This window comes from Pseudoduganella danionis (genome assembly GCF_009720775.1).
GTDB classification, from domain to species: domain Bacteria; phylum Pseudomonadota; class Gammaproteobacteria; order Burkholderiales; family Burkholderiaceae_D; genus Rugamonas; species Rugamonas danionis.
The window spans coordinates 360,470-381,726 of sequence record NZ_WNKW01000005.1; the positions used below are offsets into that span (position 1 = coordinate 360,470).

Sequence of the window (21,257 nt, forward strand, 5' to 3'; positions counted from 1 at the left end):
TCAGTAAATGGCGCTGCGGGAAATCAGACGTGCAGCGCGACAGCCACATGATACTACTACGCGGTAATATCTGCTACCGATCAGTAACCAGCCCTTTCGCTGCCCGTGCCCTGCTGCTGGAACGCTGCCATGCCGCTAGCCCGGTTGGCGCGCGCTGCCAGCAGACGTTCATCGGCACTAGCGTACTGGCGATCCCAGGCCAGCACCTTGGGCGTCATCAGCCGGTGCCACAGCGGCGGTATCATGGCGACCACGATGGTGGTCAGGTAGCCACCCACCATCATCGGCGCATCGGGATAGGGCTTGAGGTCCTGATATGGCACTTCACCCTGCGCATGGTGGTGCGAATGGCGCGTCAGGTTGAACATGGTCCAGGAACTCAGGCGGCGGTTGGTATTCCACGAATGGCGCGGCTGCACGGGTGTGGCAGGGTCACGCACCATGCCGTAGTGCTCCATGTAGTTGACCACTTCCAGCAAAGCCTTGCCCCACAGGCCGCACAGCATAAAATAGCCGGCCACCAGCGGGCCGCCGGCCAGCCAGGCCAGCGCTACCAGCGCTGCGCTCATCAGATGGCCGCGTATTACTGCGTTGTACGGCGACCAGACACTATGTCCCTGCCGCTGCAAACGGCGTGCCTCGATTTCCCACGCACTCAGATTACCTCTTACAGTCGATACCAGCACATGCCAATAGACATTGCGCCCCCGTGGTGCCGTCGCCGGATCCTGCTCGGTAGAGACATAACGGTGGTGGCCGTACACGTGCTCGATTGCAAACACGGTATCGAAGCTGAAGGCCAGCAACCAGCGCCCCACCAGCAGCGAGACGGGGTCCCACGTGCGGTGCGTCAGCTCGTGGCCCGTGATGGTGCCTATCAGGCCTATCATCAACCCTGTCAGCAACACGCCGCTGACGTGATGCGGAAGCGAAGTTGCCGCGCGCGCGGCCAGCAAATCATAGCCGGTCAGCGCACCAAGCTTGGCGCCCACACCTAACAGGTCCGCATCGCACACGCTCCAGACTGAGGCAAATACAACTGCCGCCAATAGTGGCAAGGCTAGCCATAACTGGAAGGTCAGCAGGCCACCCCATGCTAATTGGGGCGTCGAAATATCGTCACCGCTGAGCGCATCGCCGGCGATGTACAGCGTCACGATGAAGGCAAAACCAGCACTAATCCAGCTACCACCTGCCAGCAATGCTGCCAGCGCCAGCAGCCCTATCAGATGGAATAGAAAATACTTCAGATAATGCAGCAGCTTCATTTAAGTCTCCCTTGTTATAGTGGTAAAACGGTCTGCATGAATATGGGCGGCAGCCACGCCCTGTTCGATCAGGCTGGCCGTGCACGCATCGACCATGGCGGGTGGGCCGCACAGGTAGGCATGGGCGCCAGCCGGTAGATATGTCGCGAGATGTTGCGGCACCAGGCCGCTGGCCCCGGGCCAATCGGTCTGCTCCGACAGCACGGGCACAAACACAAAACAGCCACGCCAATTGCGCGCCAGCGTTTCAATTTCGTCGAGGGCGTATAAGTCCTCACGACGGCGCACTCCAAACATCAGCGTCGCGTCGCGCTGCACGCCCTGCTGCGCAGCGTCCTGCAGCAGCGCCAGCACGGGTGCCAGTCCGCTTCCGCCGGCAATCAGCATCAGCGGCGCATCGGCTGCACGTAGCCAAAAGTCGCCATGCGGCCCTGTCACCGTAACAGTTTCGTTCAATACCGAGTGTTGATGGACGCGCGAGGAAAACTGCCCGCCAGCCATGTGCTTGATAAAAAACTGCAGCACGCCATCGGCACGGGCAGGCGTGGCGAAGGAATAGCTACGCTCGCAAGCTGGCAGGCTCTCTAGTGCTAACTGGGCATATTGGCCAGCCCTGTATTCGAGTGGGGTATCCAGTTGCACCGTCAGCCGGCAGATATCGTGAGTGAGTTGCTGCTGGCCGGTGACGCGGCCGGTGAACTGCCGCGCCGGCGTGGTGTCGAGTGCGACTTCGATCGCCACATCCTGAGTGGGTACGGACTGGCAGGCGAGGATGTAGCCCGCTGTCAGTTCCTGCCCGGTCAGCACATAGGCGGCGCTGGTGAGTTCCTTGACTTTGCCGGACACCAGCCGGCATTTGCAGGTGGCGCAACCGCCTACGCGGCAACTGTGGGGAAAGGCCATGCCATGGCGCAGCGCCGCTTGCAGCACAGTCTCGCGCGGCTGCATCGCCATCGCCACACCATTGATGGTGGCGACAGGTGCAGCAGCTTTTTTGAACAGTGAGAACATGATTTCGACCAAGTCTTGAGGAGACTTGATCGTAGGCCAGCCTGCCGTGGGCGGCGAGGTTGGCGCTAGACAATCATGGGTCTTTTGTCGCCATTAGCAATAAACAAACAATTGCGGCACTGGTGCCGCAGGCGTCGGAGCTATTTCTTAGCAACGTAACGGGCAAAGCTATCCAATATAGCCTGCCAGCCAGCACGCTGCTGTTCGACCGGATAGACCGTCTCTGCATCGAAAGTCTCGCGCACCGTCACGCCCTCAGCGCCCGGCAGGAACTCGACCAGCAGCGAGCGGTCGCCGAACTGGCATTCGATCAGCTGTTGCGCTTCGACGCGCGTATAGGTGCCGGCAAAATCAAAGCCGTGGCTACCGTCTTTGGCTTCCATGCGCGAAGAAAAGGTGCCGCCTACGCGCAGGTCCACCTCAGCACGGGTGGTATGCCAGTCTGGCGAAGCGCTGTTCCACTGGACGATAGCCTCTGGCGTCGTCCAGCTTTGCCAGATAGTTTCCAGCGGCGCGGCAATGGTGGTTTCGACGGTAATTTTCATAGGGCGAGCTCCGGAGTTGGGTTAGTCACTAACTAGCCTGAATAGTCCAAGCGAACAGGCATTCTATACGCATACCCACACAACATTGATGACATTACAACGTCGCGATCCCCCCCCCATTTTACCGTGGACGATGGAAGGGCGGCTAAGCGCCAAGTACCCATTTCTGCTTCGGGGCGATGCCGCCAATGGTTATATTGGGCCAATCATAAACGTAATCCCATAGCCAGTCGCCGTGCATGCAACAACGATAGCGTTTGTGCTTCTTCAAAATTCAAATTACCGTTTACCGTTACATTAACATTTCCGACGGAAATATCCTGCCCGCGATATATATAGGTGCATACCCCGCCACCGTCGCGCACCAAGCTCTCATAGACTTGAAATGTTGGTTCATTTTGCTTCAGCCGAGTCCCTCGAAAAAGAAAAGGAATCCCATGGCCAAGTCGCATTTGCTAAAGTCACTCTTTCTTGCTACCTCAGTACTCGCCCTGTCAGCACAGGCAAGCCACGAAGAGTTAGTGCTATATAAAATATTTCACGACTACCAACATTCTGTGCCAGCCCAAGACCGTCCATATCGACTTCAATTGGATGGGCGCCAAATAAAACTAGGCTATACCGATAAGACTGGAGCGATCGTCACCGATCAACATCAACCGAAGACCAGACAGGAATTCGTCGCTGACATCTGGGGACTGGGTATTTACGTTTTTGTTATTGATGAAAAGGATAGAATTTCAGTGAAATATTTAGGGGACTCTGATTCCGATCACTATCTCTCCGGCACATGCCCACGTACAGCTAGCACTTGCAGTAGCAATGGCTTTTATTGGATACGACTGCTTGGAATCAATAGCAATTTCGCTTCGGAGCCATACTCCTTAACCCTTCAAGGAAATACGGTTGAAGGTGCTGTGGATGCCGACGGCTATCTATTTATCCCGATGAACACGCCTCCCGCGATCTCCGAGACGATTACGCTGCGCCTCTGCATGGGCCCCGCTATCAGCATCAAAGTAGGACTGGACATAAAGGACTCCGAGTCAGCAATTATCCAATCAGGCAACGTACCTGCACCGACCGTGAAAAGCTGCAAATCGAGCACACTAAAGAATTACTCCCTGCGTTACGCGAAGGTGAATCACGGCATGCCATATATTTTTTCGCAATGGGCCAACGGTTCTACGCCAAGCGAGCTTATCGAGCAAAAACGAAGCACCGAGCAGGCTCTATTGAAAGACTACGAATTGCAGGCGACAGCAAATAATGATCGCATGGCCTGGCTCGGCGCGCTGCCACCCACATGGTCCGACACCGAATTCAGCGGCCGTCAGGACAAACTCTTCCACTCACTTAAGGCTGATATTTCATTCACTAAAGAAGACCTCTTGCAATTCCACTGCAAGACGCCAGACCAAGTCGGTAATGTTCCCAGCATGGATGCGGTAGAAGCATATATTGATGCATATTCGAGCGATTCTCCTACTCAAGTACAATTGACGCACTTGTACCAAGCGGCCGCGCAGGGCAACTGGCTAGCCATCGCTCTAGTCTATTCCTATGAGAGTACTCAGGGTCGTCAAAAGGACGACAATCCCTACATTCACAACTATCGTATGTTGCAGCTTAGAGAATGGCTGCATGCGAGAAGAATCGGCGCCGTCTATACCATTTGGGGCGATACACTGAACTCAACGGGATACGTCACCGACATGCCCTACTACTACGCAGCACTACACGACGGCTATTCAAGTCAATACGAGATAGGTGCAATGCTGCAAAACGAATCAGACCCGCGCTATCGAGACATCGGACTGAAGATGCAAGCATGCGCACTTCATGCGCTGCCTGCGTACGGAAAACTCTTCCAGAACACACGCGACTAGGAACGATCTTTTGTTCGAGATTTTGGTCAGCGTACGCGCCTTAATCCCTGAGATACGATCGCCCCTTGCTCACCGCGCAAGTGACACGTCTATGAAAGCACCGGGTATGTCGCAGGAGTACCAACTACACCGAGTGTATCGGCCACAATTTCAAATACGGTTTACAGAGAAAGCGACGGCGAATGATCTCTTGTGCGCGACGGCGGCGTAATCCCACCATCTTGCGCACTCACCACGCGGGCCACAGAATTGCAAAGCTATTGCTGTGTTTTAAGCGGGGACACCGCCGCAATCAGCATGCCTAGCGAGTTCCACCCGATTGCGGCCCAGTGACTTAGCCCGATACAGCGCATCGTCGGCGCGTCCGATCAGGGTATCCGCAGTATCCCCCGTGCGCCAGCTCGCAACCCCGAAGCTGGCAGTTTGGGCTGGATGTCCGTTCTGTTCTTCAAGCGCCACTCTTGCGCGCAGACTTCCGGCCACCACCAAGGCCTCGGCAGCATCAGTATTCGGCAGTAGTACACAGAATTCCTCGCCGCCATAGCGGAACGCATAATCCTGCATACGCAGACCTGCACGCAACCTCTGTCCAAAAGCGACCAGGGCGGCATCCCCTGCAAGGTGGCCAAAACGGTCATTTAGCTCTTTGAAATGATCAAGATCGACCAGCACCACAGAAAATGGCCGGGCATCGCGAGCCGAGCTGTTCAGGGCTATCTGCAGGGCATTATCAAATGCGCGGCGATTGGCCAGGCCAGTCAAGCCGTCCGTAAGCGACTGTTGAACTATCATGGTTTCAGCCTTGATTTTGCACATCTGGACGAAGCCCAATTTGGTCACCACGATATAGACAAAACTGAAAATGAAAATCGCCTGATGCCATACCGGTGCGGCATTCAGATAGTCGGTATTCACCTGAGAAAGAATCAAGGCAAAGGCGCGCAAAGGCAGCACTATCCCCATCAGAAAATAGGCAAGCGCAACGGTGCGTTGGACTGGCTTGCTCTCGCTCTGCGATGCGCGCCACAGCGTCAGGGCATTGAGTAGCTCTAATGCGCCATAGACAAAACCATTAAAGATCGTCGCTACTTGATACTTTTGTCCAGCAACAGCGCCGACGACGACTACGCTTCCAACCATCGCCGCCAACCAGGGTTTGCTGTATGGCCGGCCGACGAACTGCCGGATGGCCACGAAGTACAGCGATACCGACAACGCACCTAGACCATTGCCGAGCATGGGGCTAATCAAGGTCGCATCGCGCCCGCCTTGGGCCAGCAGCAGATAAGCGATGCTCTGACCGGAAACGCCGAACATCCAGGTACGCAGTCCATTTTTCCGATCAGCATCTGTTCGTGCAATCCACAACATGACCGCCATCGCGCTCAGCATGCATGTCTGCGCAATCATCAGAGTAGGAATATCCACAAAACCCAATTTTCTAGTCCTCTACCAGGATGGTATATTGCCATTCAAACACATGACTATACCAGTAGTCCAGCCTTGGCAAAGTGAAATGGCGCAGCATGTCGTTAAGTGGGCAAGGCGACGTGCGCGGGTGAAGGCGGGAATGTCAGATGAGAACTTCCACGGTCCGCACCATGCGCGCAGCTGCACGCTGGTACGCAACGCACTGCTCTGGACTAGCTTTCTAAGCTGGTGCGTGCAAAGTGAATTACACCTAAGAATTACGCCCAACAAAAAAGCCGACCTCAGAGAGTATCGGCTTAATGTGTATGTCCTTGATTGGACTAAGTATTCTTGGTGGGAAGTGCAAGTTTCGAACTTGCGACCCCTGCAGTGTGAATGCCAGAAAGCATGTTTATAGGCGTATATCGCTGTAAATTTTACCGTTATAGAACAAAGCTTTAGTACTGCGTTGTCCATCCAAGTCCATGCTGTTACACTGCCGAACTAGTCCACCAATAGTCCACAGTAGAGCATGAAGGCTAAAATTACACGTGAGTTACTACGCGACACAAAACCGACCACAAAGACCATCGACATCATGGATACCGATGTACGTGGCTTTCTTGCACGTATCACGCCCAGTGGGGCGATTAACTATGGCATCCGCTACAGTGACCGCAATGGCAAGCAATGTCGCTACTCGTTGGGCAAAACATTCCCAAGCACCAGTGTGAGCGATGCACGCGAAGAGGCCCGGACTCTTCTTGGCTCGATAGCTCAAGGGAACGGCCCTGCAGCGGACAAAAAGGCAAGGCAGGCCGGGAGGCTCACCCTATTCCAGTTTATCGAAGGTGACTATGGCGACCATCTCAGGCATCGCCCCAAAACCGCCGACAGCACCATTGAACGTTTAAAGAAGTGCTTCGTTAAGTTCAAGGATACACCTCTATCCGATCTGGACGCCAAGACTATCAATAGCTGGCGCGCTGCTAGAACGAAGGCCGGGATCGCACCATCTACAATAAATCGAGATATAGGGGCACTACGCCCGGTGTTCTCCCGCGCAGTGGACTGGGGGTTGCTCCCAACGAATCCACTTGCACCAGTCAAACCGCTCAAGAATACGGCTGATCCGCTCGTAAGATACCTCACCGATGACGAAGAGACTAGATTGCGTGCTGCCCTTATTAGTCGTGAAGAACGTGATCGCGTGGCCCGGACAAAGACAAACGCATGGCGCATAAAACGGAAGATAGAGCCACTACCGGAGCTGCCCCATTCTCATTTTGTTGATTATCTGCACCCTGCCGTGCTGCTATCAATTAACACTGGAATACGTCAAGGAGAGTTGACCAGCCTTACGTGGGACAGGGTAAAGCTCGATGGGGACGCCTCAATCTTCATTAGTGGAAACGCAGCGAAAAGTGGCAAGGGCCGCCATATCCCGTTAAACGCGGAAGCAAAGGCAGCACTGACACAATGGAAGTCCCAACAGAGAGATACTGCGCTTGTTTTCCCCGGTCGTGAAGGAAATCCGATCACCGAGGTGAAGACGGCGTGGCGCAATCTGCTGGCGGATGCTGAGATCGTTAATTTCCGTTGGCACGACATGCGACACCATTTCGCCAGCCGCTTGGTGATGGCATCTGTAGACCTGAACACAGTGCGGGAGCTACTGGGGCACGGTGACCTAAAAATGACGCTGCGATACGCTCACCTAGCACCTGAGCACAAGGCCGCTGCCGTGGGGAAGTTAGTCCGACCGATGACACCCACCACGGATGAGGCATAGGGGGCACATCCGTGCCCACCGGCGCTTGCGCCTGCAATTTTTCACCTATGACCCTAGCGGTAAACCTAGGGCATCGTATAGAATTCGCCCGTTGGCTTCACGCACCCTACCCAAGTGCAAATCCAACACTCCCATCACCAGTGCAACGCTGGAAAATTACGGGAGGCATCTGACAGGTTGAGAACTGTTCAGGCATATGACACCAGTCATATTGGCTCTAGTGCTATGAGGAAGGGGGGCTGTTACGCACGTTTGATGCGCAGCAGAACTTTATCTGGAGCCTTTAGCTATGCCTGCAATATCAAATACACCTACACCCATTACAACCCCAGCAATTCCTAAAGTCTTGCTTGATGTACTCGAAGTTTGCCACAGCGCGAATATCAGCCGCCAGTTCTTATACAAATTATGGTCACAAGGCGAAGGGCCAAAGCGCATCAAACTTGGAGTCCGCACGCTTGTCCGTACAGCAGACCTTGAAGCTTGGGTCCAATCCCTCGATGTAAGTGAGGTGGATGCATGAACGAGATTAGTACCACCTCCCCTACTATTAACCTCACAGCAGCCATGGACTTTGTTCGACTTCTAACTGGCACCGAAGACGCTCAGGTTACTCTACTGGCATTGGACAAAGACCGAGGGCTTCCCGCCCTGTCTAGATATGGGACGATCAAACAATTGGGGAGTAATCTTGAGAGCTGGAATACTCAAGGCTACGGAATTTTCCTCACCCCCAATAGATGCGACGGCGCAAAGAGAACGGCAGCTGATGTAGTTGAAGTTAGAGCCGTGTTTGTTGATTGTGACCATCCGGGGTCAAATCCCCTGGAGTTAATTGATAGATCAGGGTTCGACTTCGATTTTACTGTGGAGTCCAGCAGCGGGAAATTCCATGCGTATCGACGGGTCAGTGGCTTTCCATTAGACCCACAATTATTTAAAGGTGCACAACTCCTATTGGCAGATAAAGTTCACGGAGACCTGTCAATTTGCGACCTGCCGCGCCCCATGCGTATTCCGGGATTCATACACAGAAAGGCTGACACTGCCCCTTTCCTCACAAGAGTTCACGAGATTAGGGACCGTCACAGGGTTACGCCGTGGCGGGAATTGATGAGGGAATATGGCTGGACTGAGGAGACTATTAGGGCGCGTGCAGGAAAAAGCAGGGGGACAGTGAAAGAATCACCCAAACAAATATCAACTACAACTACAGGTCTAGCGCCTTTCCTGCTCGAAGCATCCGCGATGCGCGACGGTGACGGCCGTGACGCGTGGATGATGAAGACCCTAGGTTATTTAGCCAGTACGGGCCTTGGTTACGACGAACTTCACATAGCCGCTGAGGTGTTGGGAAATTCGATGGCAGAGCCGTTTGATCGAGAGAAGGCGAGGGATAAAGTGGAGCGCATCTGGCGTAAGGAGCAAGCAAAGATGCCACCTTTCCCCCGTACAGAATTGGGCTTTGCACAGCGCTTTCAACACACCCATGGCAACCATTACCGGTACGTTCCGGGGCAAGGCTGGTTAACTTGGGAAGGCAATACTTGGGTGTGGGACGTCGAGGCGTTGAGAGTCCGGTGTGCAGTGCAAAAGATGATAAGTGGCTTAAAGGAGGAAGCAGAAAGCGAGTACGACAGCGACAGGCGCAAAGAAATACTATCCCACTATAGACGGCTATCAGATGGCAAAGAACGACGAATTGCGGACGCGGCACAAAGCCTACCGGGTGTGTCGATCACCCCAGATGAGTTAGACACTCAGAATGATATTCTTGTCGTGAACAATGGCTCGATCAACTTGCGGACAGGCAGATTCGAGCCTCCCTGCCCGCAGTTAATGACTACCAAACTTGCACCTGTTTCCTATGATGCCAATGCCACTTGCCCAAAGTGGGAGAAATTTATCTCCGAGGTGATGGTACAGGATGCAGAACTAATACGCTACCTACAAAAGATCATTGGATACTCAGCAACGGGGAGCGTAGACGAACAAGCTATGTTTATCTTTATTGGTGACGGCAGTAATGGTAAATCATTGCTTCTAGAGACCATTAGCCGCGTGCTGGGCCGAGCTGGCGTATCTAGAGCCGCTGGGTACACTCAAGCTATGCCAGTGGCTAGTCTGATGCGCAAGCATGGTACCGCTGGTGGCTCCCATTCGGATGACATCGCTGCACTTCGAGGGGCGAGATTGGTCACGACTGTGGAGCCGGCTGCAGGGCAGGTATTTGATGAAGCACTTGTAAAGTCACTCACCGGAGGGGACGTAATTGCAGCCAGCCAAAAATACAAATCGCAAATAAATTTTGTGCCTACACACACGATTATCATGGCTGCCAATTATCTGCCACGTGTTCAGGATACTGACAACGGCATTTGGCGACGACTGTGCCCCCTACCATTTGACGCAAAATTCAAAAGTGATAGCGAGGTAGCCCGAAGAATGACTGAGGACTTTAAGCAGGAAGCTTGCGGCATTCTTAACTGGATAGTTGAGGGGGCCAAACTCTGGTACCGAGAAGCTCTTGCTGAGCGTCCCCGACGCGTAGAGGAAATGGTTAACGAGTACCGGCAGGAAATGGACACCATCGGGAAATTTTTGAATGTAGCCTGTGTTACGCCTCAGATTTTTAACAAGTATCCAAATACGAAGCTCCCATGGCGAGTCGGGGCATCAATGCTGTACGCGGCATATCAAAAATTTTGTCTTGACGGTGGCTTTCACCCGATGAACTTGACACGATTTGGTACCGAAATGAAAAAGCGACCGGGTATCGCCTCTGGAAAATCCGGCGGCAATTATTACGCAGGTATCATGCTACGCCTTGACTATGTGTGGAACATCCAGCATTACAGCCACAGCCGAGGGGGCGGAAAGGGGCCAGAGTCACTTGGTGTTGTTGATCTGAAGGAGCACGGAATAGACATTGAAAGCTTGGTGACACCGGGGTGATTGGCCGAGCGTAATCCCCGATGATGTTATGTGGGAGGGTTGGGAGGGTAACTACAGACTTTTTCTATACTGCTATCCCCTCCCCTTTTTCCCTTATGGAAGTTTAGTTAAACCCTCCCAACCCTCCCAAATTTATAGATAGAGAATATCTCTAGAGTAAACTACCACCCTCTGGGGTGGCTCTGAGACAACTAGCCACATCAGATAACCGGCCATCTGTACGCCCCCACCGGGGAGAGTATGGTTTTAAATACACCACCCGAAATTCTAAAAATCTCCCCGATCTGTAAGTGCCATACCCGGCCCACCGCAGACGCCGCGACCATAATTAGGTGGTGGGCTTCGCACTACCGTTAACGAACCAAACAATTTATATCGTTCTTCGGTTGGGTGAGGACGTTGGCACACCAGCGCCAGCACCACTGTGCAAAAAGTACACCTTTTTATACAGTGCAAACCGATAGGCCAAAAGCGTACAAAAAGGTGGCAATCAGTAGTTGTTATACAGATTCCAAAAACCTCTTGAACATTTTTATACATACAGCGGGGTAATGATGGCAGCAGTGGGATATGTCCGCGTTTCAAGCGTAGACCAAAATCTGGCCCGTCAATTGGAAGGCATGAAGCTTGACCGAGTATTTGAGGACAAGGTGAGCGGCAAAGATACCAAGCGCCCCGCCCTACAAGAAATGCTTCTGTATGTGCGCGAAGGAGATACCTTGCATGTGCATTCGATAGACCGGCTAGCGCGTAACCTTGTGGACTTACGCAAGCTTGTCGAAACGCTGAACAGCAAGGGTGTAATCGTAACCTTCCATAAAGAGGCACTTACGTTCTCACCAGATCAATCAAACCCTATGAGCGTACTTATGCTCAACATGATGGGGGCATTCGCCGAGTTTGAGCGCTCAATGATACGGGAGCGCCAACGAGAAGGCATCGCCGCTGCCAAGGCACAGGGTAAAACTACTGGCCGACCTAACGCCCTCACTACAGTTCAGGCGGCAATTATCCGTGAGCGGGCATTTGCGGGCGAGAGTAAAACTAAGCTTGCATCGGAGTACAGCGTCACAAGGAGCACGGTGTATGCAGTGCTAAACAATTGTAGCGAGCGTGACATTTAGTGAGTATTGTAAAAATATCAAAATGCTATAGTAATCATAGACAAATTTTCAATAAATGATGGTTAATGAAATTTGCGACTCAATCGCCTGACAATGCTCTCAACTTTGAGACTTGTCTCCCCCTAACTCTGTTATATATTAGAACGTAAAATCCAAATGAAGAACAATGATTTTTTTATTATCGCTGGATTCCTTGGTTTGGCACTATTATTTACCACCTTCCCTGTTTCTGCCCAGTCGAACAATTGCGAATCACTAAAGAATAAAACTTCTCGCTTACAGTGTTATGATCAAAAAGCGAAGCAAGAAAGCCTAGAGAAATCAAAAAAACTCGAAGAAGACCAACTCATAGAGAAACGGGTCAACGATGATCGCGTAAGAATTGAAAAGGAACGGACCGAAGAAAAAAATAAACAAGCAATTGCCGATGCCAATAATACAGTTAAATCCTTGCGCAGATTAGCTATAAAAATAGAATCCGGTATTAGCTACAGCGACTATAAAGCGTCATTTATTGAATCAAAGATTGATGTAACTAATTTTATTGAGGGACCATCTACAAAAGCTCTGCCCCAAGTGGCATTGCATATTCTTGATGCCTCAAAACACTATGAAATTGGACTCAAATTTTGGGGAACTAAATTTCAAAATTCACCAAATGAAACAAAGGCTTCTATATCCCTAAAATTGCGTGATGTTGTGCTTAATGAAGCTCTTTCGGATTGGATAAGAAATTATTACCCAAATATGCGAAGAGTTGATTCAAATGTATCCCCTGACCATCTTGACTACTCAAAAGTCATACAACACATATTTTTGAAGGCTGCAGAGGAAACCAATCAGGCTCAAGAATTGCTTAAATAACGGTAAGATCAAATGACATTCTATTCCATAACAAGCAGCCTACCGGTGGGGGCCCTTTCATCAGAAACAATCAGCAATTTGCACCACTCGCTTTCCACCTACTGCGAGCGGGCCAGGCTGGCCTTCACAGATGACCAAAAGACACTTCTTGAAATTCATGCATCGGGCAATGTCGAATTCGATGATGTAGAGATAATTGATTCGATACTCAAAACGTTCTGCCGAAAGTACGCAACAGAAGCCGCGCCATTTACCAGCTTTGATGGGGCTAGCCTAACTCAATACACAGAGTATTTCGGCCCAACTTTGGCATCAGAAAGTAAAGCCCGAATACTTCACCTTCAAAAGAAAATTGCAGAGCTTGAAGAGCAATTAGCACGATGCATGAATATATCGGTTGACGAAGTACTGAAGAAATACATGGTAACCGAATGAATACCATTACCCTTTCTGCTCTACTAATGGGAATCATAGGAGCTACCACCAATCACGTCGGGGTAACAGTAGTCGGGCTATCAGCCTATCTGATATGCATCTTAACAAGAACAAAGAAAAAATAGAAATCCATTTAGGCCATTATCAATGCTCATTTTGGTTAAATATAAACCATATATAACCATATAGGACAAAAAGTCAAATAAAATCACAAAATATATTTTAATTAAATCCCCAAGGGTGTAATATTGGCTTACCTAATTTTAATTAGGTTTATGCAGATAAAAGCAAAACTATGGGGCAATAAAAAAGCCCCAAAAGGGGCTTTTTTATTCTAACCACCCGCCCAAAACTAGGCTTGGAAATTAAATCTTCGCGGGATTTAAATTCACAACTATATTAGCATGAGTTTGCCTCGATGGAAATGCTATATATTTGGTCCTAGTTCTGGCACCTTCGAAAGCCATACTATGTCGCCTAACTCCACTCGTCTATTAACCCGTAACGAGGTACTGACAAAAACCTCATTTTCTAAGTCAACGATGCACATTCGCATGAAATCCGATGGCTTCCCGAAACCAATCAAACTAGGTCTAACGGGGAAAGCTCCCGCTGCATCCACTGCAGCACGCTGGATTGAAGGCGAGGTCGATTCATGGATAGACCTCAAGATCAAAGAAGGCCGCGAGGACTGGAAGTACCACGAGGCTCTGGAGGTAGACAAGCACCCGGACCAGCGCACAGCTAATTGCCTGCAAACCCTTACACTCCCCATCTTCGGCCCCGTCGCTGCAATTCGTGAAACCCGGAAGCTAATGGTCCACCTACATCAGAACAAGACTCTACTGGAAACCCTGATGATGCGTCGGACACTTGAAGAGGATGAATTTCTTTACCACGAGAGTCGCCGCGTCATAGACGAACTGAGCGCACTGGTGAATTCCGCGACAATTGCTTTCCGTCTTGGCGTGAGCGAAGAGGATATAGCTGGCTTCGATTCAATGGGCGATAACGAGAAAGAGATTTCCCGGCGCATTGCAAATCGCGTGGGCGGCGAAGCAACGGAAATTGCCGAAAGAATCCGGGCTAACAAGGAAAAAGTTACCGCATAGCGCTGCCGATTTAGTCCACCAGTAGTCCACAACAAAAAAGCCGACCTCGGAGAGTGTCGGCTTTTTATCGTAAGTCTTTGATTAGACTAAGTATTCTTGGTGGGAAGTGCAAGTTTCGAACTTGCGACCCCTGCAGTGTGAATGCAGTGCTCTACCCCTGAGCTAACCTCCCGAAGCGGGGCGTATTATGCCACACATTCATCTTCCATGGAAGATAGATTTCGCCAATCAGGCTGCCGGTGCGGGAGGCGTGGTCAAAGCAGTCCAGATGCATTGCCCCTTTACTGCCTTGTCCAGTCCAGCCAGCGTCTCCTGATGCGCGGCTAGTTCATCCTCCGACGCTGGTTGGAAAATCACTTGCGCCAGCGGCACCACCGCCAGCTCTTCGCCAGCCACGGCCACTTCTTCCTCAACATCCATGCCCAGACTATTCTGGCCACGCGTCATGGCCAGATACACGTCGGCCAGCAGTTCCGAGTCCAGCAGCGCGCCGTGCAGCTTACGGTGGGCGTTCGAAATGCCGTAGCGGTCGCACAAGGCATCCAGCGAATTACGCTTGCCCGGATGCAGCTCCTTGGCATGCACCAGCGTATCGATCACGCCATGGATATGGGTAGAAAAATCGGGCAATCCCAACAACTGGAATTCGTGATTCAAAAAACTCAGATCGAACGGTGCGTTATGGATGATGACTTCAGCACCTTGGATGTATTCGCGCAGATCATCGACGATCTGGGCGAACTTGGGCTTATCGCTGAGGAACTCGGTAGTCAGGCCGTGGACATTCAGCGCGCCCTCTTCCGAATCGCGTTCCGGATTGATATAGACGTGGAAGTTATTCCCCGTCAGCATACGGTTGACCAGCTCCACACAGCCGATCTCAATGATGCGGTTGCCTAGCTTGGGGTTGATACCGGTAGTTTCAGTATCGAGTACGATTTGACGCATAGTGATCCGTGATGACGACTGCTTGAACAGGAAGTATAACAGGCCGCCTAGCCCGCACGCGCCAGTTCTACGCCGCGGTTGGCCAGCATGTCGGCGCGCTCGTTACCGGGGTGGCCGTTGTGGCCACGCACCCAGCGCCATTCCACTGTATGCAGCGCTTGCGCGGCATCGAGGGCCTTCCACAAATCGGCATTCTTGACCGGCTCCTTGGCCGCCGTCTTCCAGCCGCGCGCCTTCCAGCCATGTATCCATTCGCTGATGCCCTTCTGCACATACTGGCTATCCGTATGCAGCGTGACCAGACAGGGGCGCTTGAGCGCCTGCAGCGCTTCGATCACGGCCTGCAACTCCATGCGGTTGTTGGTGGTGTCATGCGCACCGCCGCAGATCTCCTTTTCGGCCTCGCCCGCTACCAGCAAGGCGCCCCAGCCACCGATGCCGGGATTGCCCTTGCAGGCGCCGTCCGTGTAGATCTCCACTTTGTCCATATTTTCCATACTGCTTTACCGCCTTTTATTCGTCGCGGGCACCACCGACGGTGCTGCCGCTGTTTTTCTACTCCATGCCGGACCGATCAGATGCATGCCTTTGACACGCTTGATCGCCTGCACGATATATACGCCGCCCAGATACGGCCACCAGCGCGGCCCCGCATTATCCATGAAGGTGTAACGTTCCAGCCACTTCTGCGTGCGGCAAGCCGGTGCATAACAGCCAAAGTGGCTTTGACTGGCCGTCATATTCAATAATTTTAACCAGTCCTTCAGGCGCGGCATAGAAATCAGCTCCTCGGTGCGCGGCAGAAAGCCGGTACCGCCGACGCGCCGCAGCACCTGCCGCGCGCCCCACAGACTGGCCGGATTGAAGCCGCAGATGATCACCTGCCCTTCCGGTATCAGCACGCGTTCCACTTCCCGCAGCACCTGATGGGGATCGGGCGAAAATTCCAGCACATGGGGCAGCACCACCAGATCCATCGACTGGGTGGCAAACGGCAGTTCTACCGGATCACAGGTCAGTGCCACCGCGCGGCGCGGCGCTTCGGCCAGCGTGCGTACTTTGCGGTCAGCCAGAAACTTGTAAGGCATGCGGTTGGCGGCCAATGCATCGAGCTGCGGCATGCCGATCTGCACGGCATTGAAGCCAAATATATCGGCTGTCAAGTGGTCAAGCGTCTGCTGTTCCCATGCGCGCAGGTAGACACCGGCGGGCGTCTGCAGCCAGCCTTCCAGCGCTATAATGGATTTCTCCGAACCTGCTTTGTCCATGCCTAGCCTCTACGATCCAATGACCCATTCTACCAAGCCCGTACTTGATGTTCTGACGATCCCAGCCTTTCGCGACAACTACCTGTGGCTGATCCACGATGGCGTACATGCAGCTGCTGTCGACCCCGGTGATGCCAAGCCTATACTTTCAGCCTTGCAGGCCCATGGCCTGAAGCTGACCGCCATTCTACTCACCCATCACCATGCTGACCATATCGGTGGCGTGGGCGAATTATTACAGCATTATCCCGTGCCCGTGTACGGTCCCACTAATGAAAGCATAGACTGCGTGAGCCTGCCCGTAAGCGAAGGCAAGCAGATCGAAGTGCCGGGTCTGGATTTGCGGCTCAGCGTGCTGGATGTGCCCGGCCATACCATGGGCCACATTGCGTATGTACGCCAGGGTGAGGATGGCGCGGCAGGCTGGCTATTCTGTGGCGACACGCTGTTTGCCGGCGGCTGCGGGCGCCTGTTCGAAGGCACGCCAGCGCAGATGATCAGCTCACTCGGAAAGCTGGCCGCACTGCCAGACGATACGCTGGTCTACTGCGCGCACGAATACACCTTGTCCAATCTGCGCTTTGCCCGCGTGGTGGAGCCGCATAATCTGGCGCTGCAGCAGCGCATCAAAGACGAGACCGATAAACGCGAGCACAATCTGCCCACGGTACCCAGCACCATCGCACTGGAGAAGGCGACCAATCCGTTCCTGCGCTATCGGGAAAAGAGTATCGCCGAACAGTTGCAGCGCGCAGGCAAGCTGGAAGGCAGCGACACGACACTGGCCACCTTCACGGCCTTGCGGCTGTGGAAGAACGAATTCTAGCCAGCATAAGATTCCTAAAATTCGGGGTCAGGTCTGTCATTAGGACAGACGGACTAAATCTTTGACTTTCCTCAATATCAAAATAAATGTCGCAAACTGAGCGACGACTGTGTCAGCGCAAAGCAAGCACTAATTGATCGCCTAGTGTGAGGGTATGAACCGGCCTCTGCGACTAGACATCGAACAAGCGCTCTACCATATCACCGCGCGCGGCGATCGGCGCGGTGCGATCTATCATTCAGATACGGATCGGCAAGTCTGGCTTGCCATGCTGGGAGAGACCTGCAAGCGCTTCGAATTCCACATCCATGCCTACTGCCAGATGGGCAACCACTACCATCTGCTACTCGAAACCCTGCATGGCATGCTGGCGCGCGGCCTGCGGCACTTGAACGGCAATTACGCCGCCTATTACAATCGCCAATACCATCAGGTCGGACATGTATTTCAAGGCCGTTATAAAGCCATCCTCTGCCAAAGCAACACCTACCTGTTGGAACTGTCACGCTATGTAGAACTCAATCCGGTACGGGCCAGCCTGGTAGCGCATCCCGCCGACTGGATATGGAGTAGTTATCGGGCAAAGGTGGCGCAGACTAGCGCGCCAGCATGGCTGGACACACAGGTGGTACTGGGCCACTTTGGGCCATCGGATACCGTTGCAGCCTACGCAAGTTTCGTCGCAGATGGGCTGCTTGAGCGCAGTCCCTGGGCAAATTTGGCACATGGCATGCTGCTAGGTGATGCCGATTTTCAGGCCCAGTACCTCGAGCACCCGCTATCGGGCGATCAGCGCGAAATCCAGCGCGCCCAGCGCAAACTCGTCACACCAGAGCTATCCGACTTCTTCAAGCGTTATCCCAACCGATACGAAGCCATGGCGCGCGCCTACTTATCGCATAGCTACACCATGCCGGAGATTGCACGCCACGCTAGGGTTTCCGTAAAGACCGTCAGCCGAGCAATCGCCGCTTTCAAAACAGCCGAGAAACCTGCAGAGCGATATTGAGGTAGCTCAATAATATTGCGTGTATGTCCAAATGACAGACCTGACCCCGAAGTAAAAAACGGCCCCGCAGGGCCGTTTTTATTGGGACTTAGATTTCTTCGTACAGCGGCAGAGTCAGGAACTCGGCGAACTGGTCGGAGGTCGACATTTCTTCGAAAATTTCCGCAGCACGTACATAGGTCGGGCCGTCGCCGCCAGGCGCGTCACGCTGCACTTTGGCCAGTTCTTCAGGGATCATGGCGCGCACCATGTCTGCGGTGACTTTGCGGCCATCTTCCAGCGTACCTTTGCTGGAGCGGATCCACTGCCATACTTGCGAGCGGCTGATTTCGGCCGTCGCAGCATCTTCCATCAGATTGTGGATAGGCACGCAACCGTTGCCTGCCAGCCAGCTACCGAGGTAGTGGATGCCGACGTTGATGTTGTAGCGCAAGCCTGCTTCCGTGATCGGGGCTTCTGGTTTGAAGTCCAGCAGTTCGGCTGCCGTCACTTCCACGTCAGGACGCTGCTTGTCGATCTGGTTAGGCTTGTCGCCCAGAACCTTCTTGAATTCGGTCATGGCCAGTTCGACCAGACCCGGGTGGGCCACCCAGCCACCGTCGTAGCCATCGGTCGCGTCACGCGCCTTGTCGTTGCGCACGCCGCCCATGGCCACTTCGTTTTTCTCTGGATCGTTCTTGATCGGGATCAGTGCAGCCATACCGCCGATGGCAGGTGCATTGCGCTTGTGGCAGGTCTTCAGCAGCAGCAGAGCGTAAGCGCGCATGAACGGTGCCGTCATGGTCACTTTGGCGCGGTCGGCCAGGCAGAATTCTTTGTCCAGCTTGAACTTCTTGATGCAGGAGAAGATGTAATCCCAACGGCCCGCATTCAGGCCCGAGCTGTGTTCACGCAGTTCGTACAGGATTTCGTCCATTTCGAAGGCGGCCAGAATGGTCTCGATCAGCACGGTCGCCTTGACGGTGCCCTGTGGCAGGCCCAGCTCGTTCTGGGTCATGACGAAGATGTCATTCCACAGACGGGCTTCCAGATGCGATTCCATCTTCGGCAGGTAGAAGTAAGGACCGGCGCCGCGCGCCAGTTGCTCTTTGGCGTTGTGGAACATGAACAGGGCGAAGTCGAAGATGCCGCCCGAGATGCGCTTGCCGTCCACCAGCACATGCTTCTCATCCAGGTGCCAGCCACGTGGGCGTACTACCAGCGTTGCTACTTTGTCGTTCAGTTTGTACGATTTGCCATTCTGTTCCATGGCGATGGTGCCACGCACAGCGTCGAACATATTGATCTGACCGTCGATCTGGTTTTCCCAGTTCGGGGTATTGGAATCTTCGAAGTCGGTCATGTAGCTGTCGGCGCCCGAGTTCAGCGCGTTGATGACCATCTTGCGATCAACCGGGCCGGTGATTTCCACACGGCGGCATTCGAGTGCTTTAGGAATCGGAGCTACTTTCCAGTCGCCAGCGCGGATGTGCGCGGTTTCTGGCAGGAAGTCAGGACGCTCGCCCGCATCCAGACGCTTGGCGCGCTCTACGCGCACAGCCAGCAGTTGCTGACGACGGGATTCGAATTCGCGCGACAGCTTGGCCACCAGTGCCAGAGCTTCGCTGGTCAGGATGTTTTCGTAGCCCGGCTTGATTTTGCCGGTGATTTCCATGCCTGCTGGCAGAGTGAGGGTGGACTGCGTCATGTGCTTCTCTCCGAAAGAAAATATTAACAACCAGACTAATTATAAGCATGCGCCCCAGTGTTGCACGGCTTTGTTTTTAGTGTGCAGACTCAGTTACGCCCCGATATGTTTTACAGTATATTCACTAATAAGTTATACAAACAAGACTAAAAATCACTTCATCTATGCGTTTTTCTCACAAATGTTAGGTTGATGTATCTATGGGTCAATTCAGACAGATTTCCACCTTTGTCGAGGTGGTTTCCAAGGGCAGTCTCTCGGCTGCTGCCCGCGCCGAGGGCATAGCGCCGGCCATGATAGGCCGCCGCCTCGATGCGCTGGAAAGCCGCCTCGGTGTGAAGTTATTGCAACGCACTACCCGCAAACTTGCCCTCACCAATGAGGGCGCCGCTTTCTTGGAAGACTGCCAGCGCATTCTGACGGAACTTGAAGAGGCGGAATCAGCTGTGGCCGAACGTAGCGCGCACGCCACGGGCCATTTGATGATATCTGCGCCCGCCGGTTTCGGCCGCCAGCACGTGGCGCCGCTAATCCCCTCGTTTCTGGCCGAACACCGCGATGTCAGCATCACCTTGAACATGAGCGATCGCGTGGTCGACATCGTCGGCGAAGGCATCGATGTGGCGATCCGCATCGCCAGCCTGTCGGATTCCAGTCTGGTCAGCGTCAAGCTGGCCGACAACGAACGCGTGGTAGTGGGCGCCCCCTCGTATCTGAAACGGCACGGCGTACCGCAGACGCTGGCCGATCTGTCCAAGCACAACTGCCTGGCGATTAGCAGCGAAGGCAGCCAGCGCGGCTGGACTTTCCGCGAGAACGGCAAGAATGTGGTGCTGAAAGTGGCGGGCAATATGGGCAGCAACGACGGCCAGGTGCTGCACGACTGGGCGCTGGCCGGCAAGGGGCTGGCCTGGCGTTCGATGTGGGAAGTAGGCAATGAGATCGCCGAGGGCAAGCTGCAGACGGTGCTGGACCAGCATTCTGCACCGGGCAACGATATCTACGCCGTATTTGCCCAGCGCCGCCACCTGCCGCTGCGCATACGGGCTTTCGTGGACTTCCTGCGCCATACCTACGCCCAGCCAGAATACTGGCGCAAGACGGTGAAATAGTT

The 21,257-nt window shown here is 53.4% G+C and carries 19 protein-coding genes and 1 tRNA gene; 11 read left to right on the top strand and 9 right to left on the bottom strand.

Translation table 11 applies throughout. The annotated features are described in order from the left end of the window. Positions 1–80: 80 nt before the first annotated feature. The 3 genes from GM655_RS18120 to GM655_RS18130 form a co-directional block, all read right to left on the bottom strand. A complete protein-coding gene (locus GM655_RS18120) occupies positions 81–1,268 on the bottom strand; it encodes an alkane 1-monooxygenase (RefSeq protein WP_155436082.1) in 1,188 nt (395 codons plus the stop codon). Beyond that, positions 1,269–2,279, bottom strand: a complete 1,011-nt coding sequence (locus GM655_RS18125) for a 2Fe-2S iron-sulfur cluster-binding protein (protein WP_155436083.1) — start codon at positions 2,277–2,279, stop codon at positions 1,269–1,271. It lies immediately after the preceding gene. 140 nt (positions 2,280–2,419) lie between these two features. After that, positions 2,420–2,824 carry an SRPBCC domain-containing protein gene (locus GM655_RS18130; RefSeq protein ID WP_155436084.1) on the bottom strand — a complete coding sequence of 135 codons (405 nt, stop codon included), beginning with the start codon at positions 2,822–2,824 and terminating at the stop codon, positions 2,420–2,422. A gap of 437 nt (positions 2,825–3,261) precedes the next feature. On the opposite strand from GM655_RS18130, the gene GM655_RS18135 reads away from it, so the two are divergent. After that, a complete protein-coding gene (locus GM655_RS18135) occupies positions 3,262–4,713 on the top strand; it encodes a hypothetical protein (protein WP_155436085.1) in 1,452 nt (483 codons plus the stop codon). A gap of 270 nt (positions 4,714–4,983) precedes the next feature. Here GM655_RS18135 and GM655_RS18140 read toward each other — a convergent pair whose 3' ends face one another. Further along, positions 4,984–6,105, bottom strand: a complete 1,122-nt coding sequence (locus GM655_RS18140) for a GGDEF domain-containing protein (protein ID WP_196308802.1) — start codon at positions 6,103–6,105, stop codon at positions 4,984–4,986. A 550-nt stretch (positions 6,106–6,655) separates the two neighbouring features. Between GM655_RS18140 and GM655_RS18145 the strand changes: the two genes are divergently transcribed. From GM655_RS18145 to GM655_RS18175, 7 genes are all read left to right on the top strand, one after another. Then, on the top strand, positions 6,656–7,915 hold the full coding sequence (locus tag GM655_RS18145) for a site-specific integrase (RefSeq protein ID WP_155436087.1): 1,260 nt from the start codon (positions 6,656–6,658) through the stop codon (positions 7,913–7,915). A gap of 289 nt (positions 7,916–8,204) precedes the next feature. Beyond that, the gene (locus GM655_RS23335; RefSeq protein ID WP_155436088.1) at positions 8,205–8,438 is read left to right on the top strand and encodes a helix-turn-helix transcriptional regulator; all 234 of its coding nucleotides are present in this window, start codon (positions 8,205–8,207) and stop codon (positions 8,436–8,438) included. After that, a complete protein-coding gene (locus GM655_RS18155) occupies positions 8,435–10,870 on the top strand; it encodes a phage/plasmid primase, P4 family (protein ID WP_155436089.1) in 2,436 nt (811 codons plus the stop codon). The genes GM655_RS23335 and GM655_RS18155 overlap by 4 nt, the downstream gene beginning before the upstream one ends. A gap of 551 nt (positions 10,871–11,421) precedes the next feature. Then, positions 11,422–11,994, top strand: coding sequence for a recombinase family protein (locus GM655_RS18160; protein WP_229632628.1), 573 nt, complete (start codon positions 11,422–11,424; stop codon positions 11,992–11,994). A 156-nt stretch (positions 11,995–12,150) separates the two neighbouring features. Continuing rightward, complete coding sequence (locus GM655_RS18165) at positions 12,151–12,858, top strand: hypothetical protein (RefSeq protein ID WP_155436090.1); 708 nt, start codon at positions 12,151–12,153, stop codon at positions 12,856–12,858. Between the two features lie 12 nt (positions 12,859–12,870). After that, positions 12,871–13,293, top strand: coding sequence for a hypothetical protein (locus GM655_RS18170; protein ID WP_155436091.1), 423 nt, complete (start codon positions 12,871–12,873; stop codon positions 13,291–13,293). Positions 13,294–13,763: 470 nt separating this feature from the next. Then, a complete protein-coding gene (locus GM655_RS18175; RefSeq protein ID WP_196308803.1) occupies positions 13,764–14,405 on the top strand; it encodes a helix-turn-helix transcriptional regulator in 642 nt (213 codons plus the stop codon). Between the two features lie 97 nt (positions 14,406–14,502). Here the strand turns inward: GM655_RS18175 and GM655_RS18180 are convergent. The 4 genes from GM655_RS18180 to GM655_RS18195 form a co-directional block, all read right to left on the bottom strand. Next, positions 14,503–14,577: transfer RNA gene (locus GM655_RS18180), tRNA-Val, on the bottom strand. A gap of 56 nt (positions 14,578–14,633) precedes the next feature. Further along, positions 14,634–15,353: a DNA polymerase III subunit epsilon gene (dnaQ, locus tag GM655_RS18185; protein WP_155436093.1), complete on the bottom strand. Its 720-nt coding sequence runs from the start codon at positions 15,351–15,353 to the stop codon at positions 14,634–14,636. A 47-nt stretch (positions 15,354–15,400) separates the two neighbouring features. After that, positions 15,401–15,841: a ribonuclease HI gene (rnhA, locus tag GM655_RS18190; RefSeq protein WP_155436135.1), complete on the bottom strand. Its 441-nt coding sequence runs from the start codon at positions 15,839–15,841 to the stop codon at positions 15,401–15,403. 15 nt (positions 15,842–15,856) lie between these two features. After that, positions 15,857–16,621, bottom strand: coding sequence for a class I SAM-dependent methyltransferase (locus GM655_RS18195; RefSeq protein WP_155436094.1), 765 nt, complete (start codon positions 16,619–16,621; stop codon positions 15,857–15,859). 19 nt (positions 16,622–16,640) lie between these two features. On the opposite strand from GM655_RS18195, the gene gloB reads away from it, so the two are divergent. After that, positions 16,641–17,447: a hydroxyacylglutathione hydrolase gene (gloB, locus tag GM655_RS18200; protein ID WP_155436095.1), complete on the top strand. Its 807-nt coding sequence runs from the start codon at positions 16,641–16,643 to the stop codon at positions 17,445–17,447. A gap of 154 nt (positions 17,448–17,601) precedes the next feature. Then, positions 17,602–18,456, top strand: a complete 855-nt coding sequence (locus GM655_RS18205; RefSeq protein ID WP_155436096.1) for a transposase — start codon at positions 17,602–17,604, stop codon at positions 18,454–18,456. Positions 18,457–18,544: 88 nt separating this feature from the next. On the opposite strand, the gene aceB is transcribed toward GM655_RS18205, so the two are convergent. Continuing rightward, on the bottom strand, positions 18,545–20,143 hold the full coding sequence (gene aceB, locus GM655_RS18210; protein WP_155436097.1) for a malate synthase A: 1,599 nt from the start codon (positions 20,141–20,143) through the stop codon (positions 18,545–18,547). Between the two features lie 200 nt (positions 20,144–20,343). Between aceB and GM655_RS18215 the strand changes: the two genes are divergently transcribed. Further along, entirely contained in the window at positions 20,344–21,255 is a 912-nt protein-coding gene (locus GM655_RS18215; protein WP_155436098.1) for a LysR family transcriptional regulator, read from the top strand. The last annotated feature ends 2 nt before the right edge of the window (positions 21,256–21,257 follow it).

Coding starts and splice junctions, on each gene's coding strand:
- GM655_RS18160 (WP_229632628.1), top strand. CDS start 11,422: ATGATGGCAGCAGTGGGATATGTCCGCGTTTCAAGCGTAGACCAAAAT.
- GM655_RS18205 (WP_155436096.1), top strand. CDS start 17,602: ATGAACCGGCCTCTGCGACTAGACATCGAACAAGCGCTCTACCATATC.
- rnhA (WP_155436135.1), bottom strand. CDS start 15,841: ATGGACAAAGTGGAGATCTACACGGACGGCGCCTGCAAGGGCAATCCC.
- GM655_RS18135 (WP_155436085.1), top strand. CDS start 3,262: ATGGCCAAGTCGCATTTGCTAAAGTCACTCTTTCTTGCTACCTCAGTA.
- GM655_RS18170 (WP_155436091.1), top strand. CDS start 12,871: ATGACATTCTATTCCATAACAAGCAGCCTACCGGTGGGGGCCCTTTCA.
- GM655_RS18155 (WP_155436089.1), top strand. CDS start 8,435: ATGAACGAGATTAGTACCACCTCCCCTACTATTAACCTCACAGCAGCC.
- GM655_RS23335 (WP_155436088.1), top strand. CDS start 8,205: ATGCCTGCAATATCAAATACACCTACACCCATTACAACCCCAGCAATT.
- GM655_RS18195 (WP_155436094.1), bottom strand. CDS start 16,621: ATGGACAAAGCAGGTTCGGAGAAATCCATTATAGCGCTGGAAGGCTGG.
- GM655_RS18125 (WP_155436083.1), bottom strand. CDS start 2,279: ATGTTCTCACTGTTCAAAAAAGCTGCTGCACCTGTCGCCACCATCAAT.
- GM655_RS18145 (WP_155436087.1), top strand. CDS start 6,656: ATGAAGGCTAAAATTACACGTGAGTTACTACGCGACACAAAACCGACC.
- dnaQ (WP_155436093.1), bottom strand. CDS start 15,353: ATGCGTCAAATCGTACTCGATACTGAAACTACCGGTATCAACCCCAAG.
- GM655_RS18215 (WP_155436098.1), top strand. CDS start 20,344: ATGGGTCAATTCAGACAGATTTCCACCTTTGTCGAGGTGGTTTCCAAG.
- GM655_RS18165 (WP_155436090.1), top strand. CDS start 12,151: ATGAAGAACAATGATTTTTTTATTATCGCTGGATTCCTTGGTTTGGCA.
- GM655_RS18130 (WP_155436084.1), bottom strand. CDS start 2,824: ATGAAAATTACCGTCGAAACCACCATTGCCGCGCCGCTGGAAACTATC.
- GM655_RS18140 (WP_196308802.1), bottom strand. CDS start 6,105: ATGCTGAGCGCGATGGCGGTCATGTTGTGGATTGCACGAACAGATGCT.
- GM655_RS18120 (WP_155436082.1), bottom strand. CDS start 1,268: ATGAAGCTGCTGCATTATCTGAAGTATTTTCTATTCCATCTGATAGGG.
- aceB (WP_155436097.1), bottom strand. CDS start 20,143: ATGACGCAGTCCACCCTCACTCTGCCAGCAGGCATGGAAATCACCGGC.
- GM655_RS18175 (WP_196308803.1), top strand. CDS start 13,764: ATGTCGCCTAACTCCACTCGTCTATTAACCCGTAACGAGGTACTGACA.
- gloB (WP_155436095.1), top strand. CDS start 16,641: ATGACCCATTCTACCAAGCCCGTACTTGATGTTCTGACGATCCCAGCC.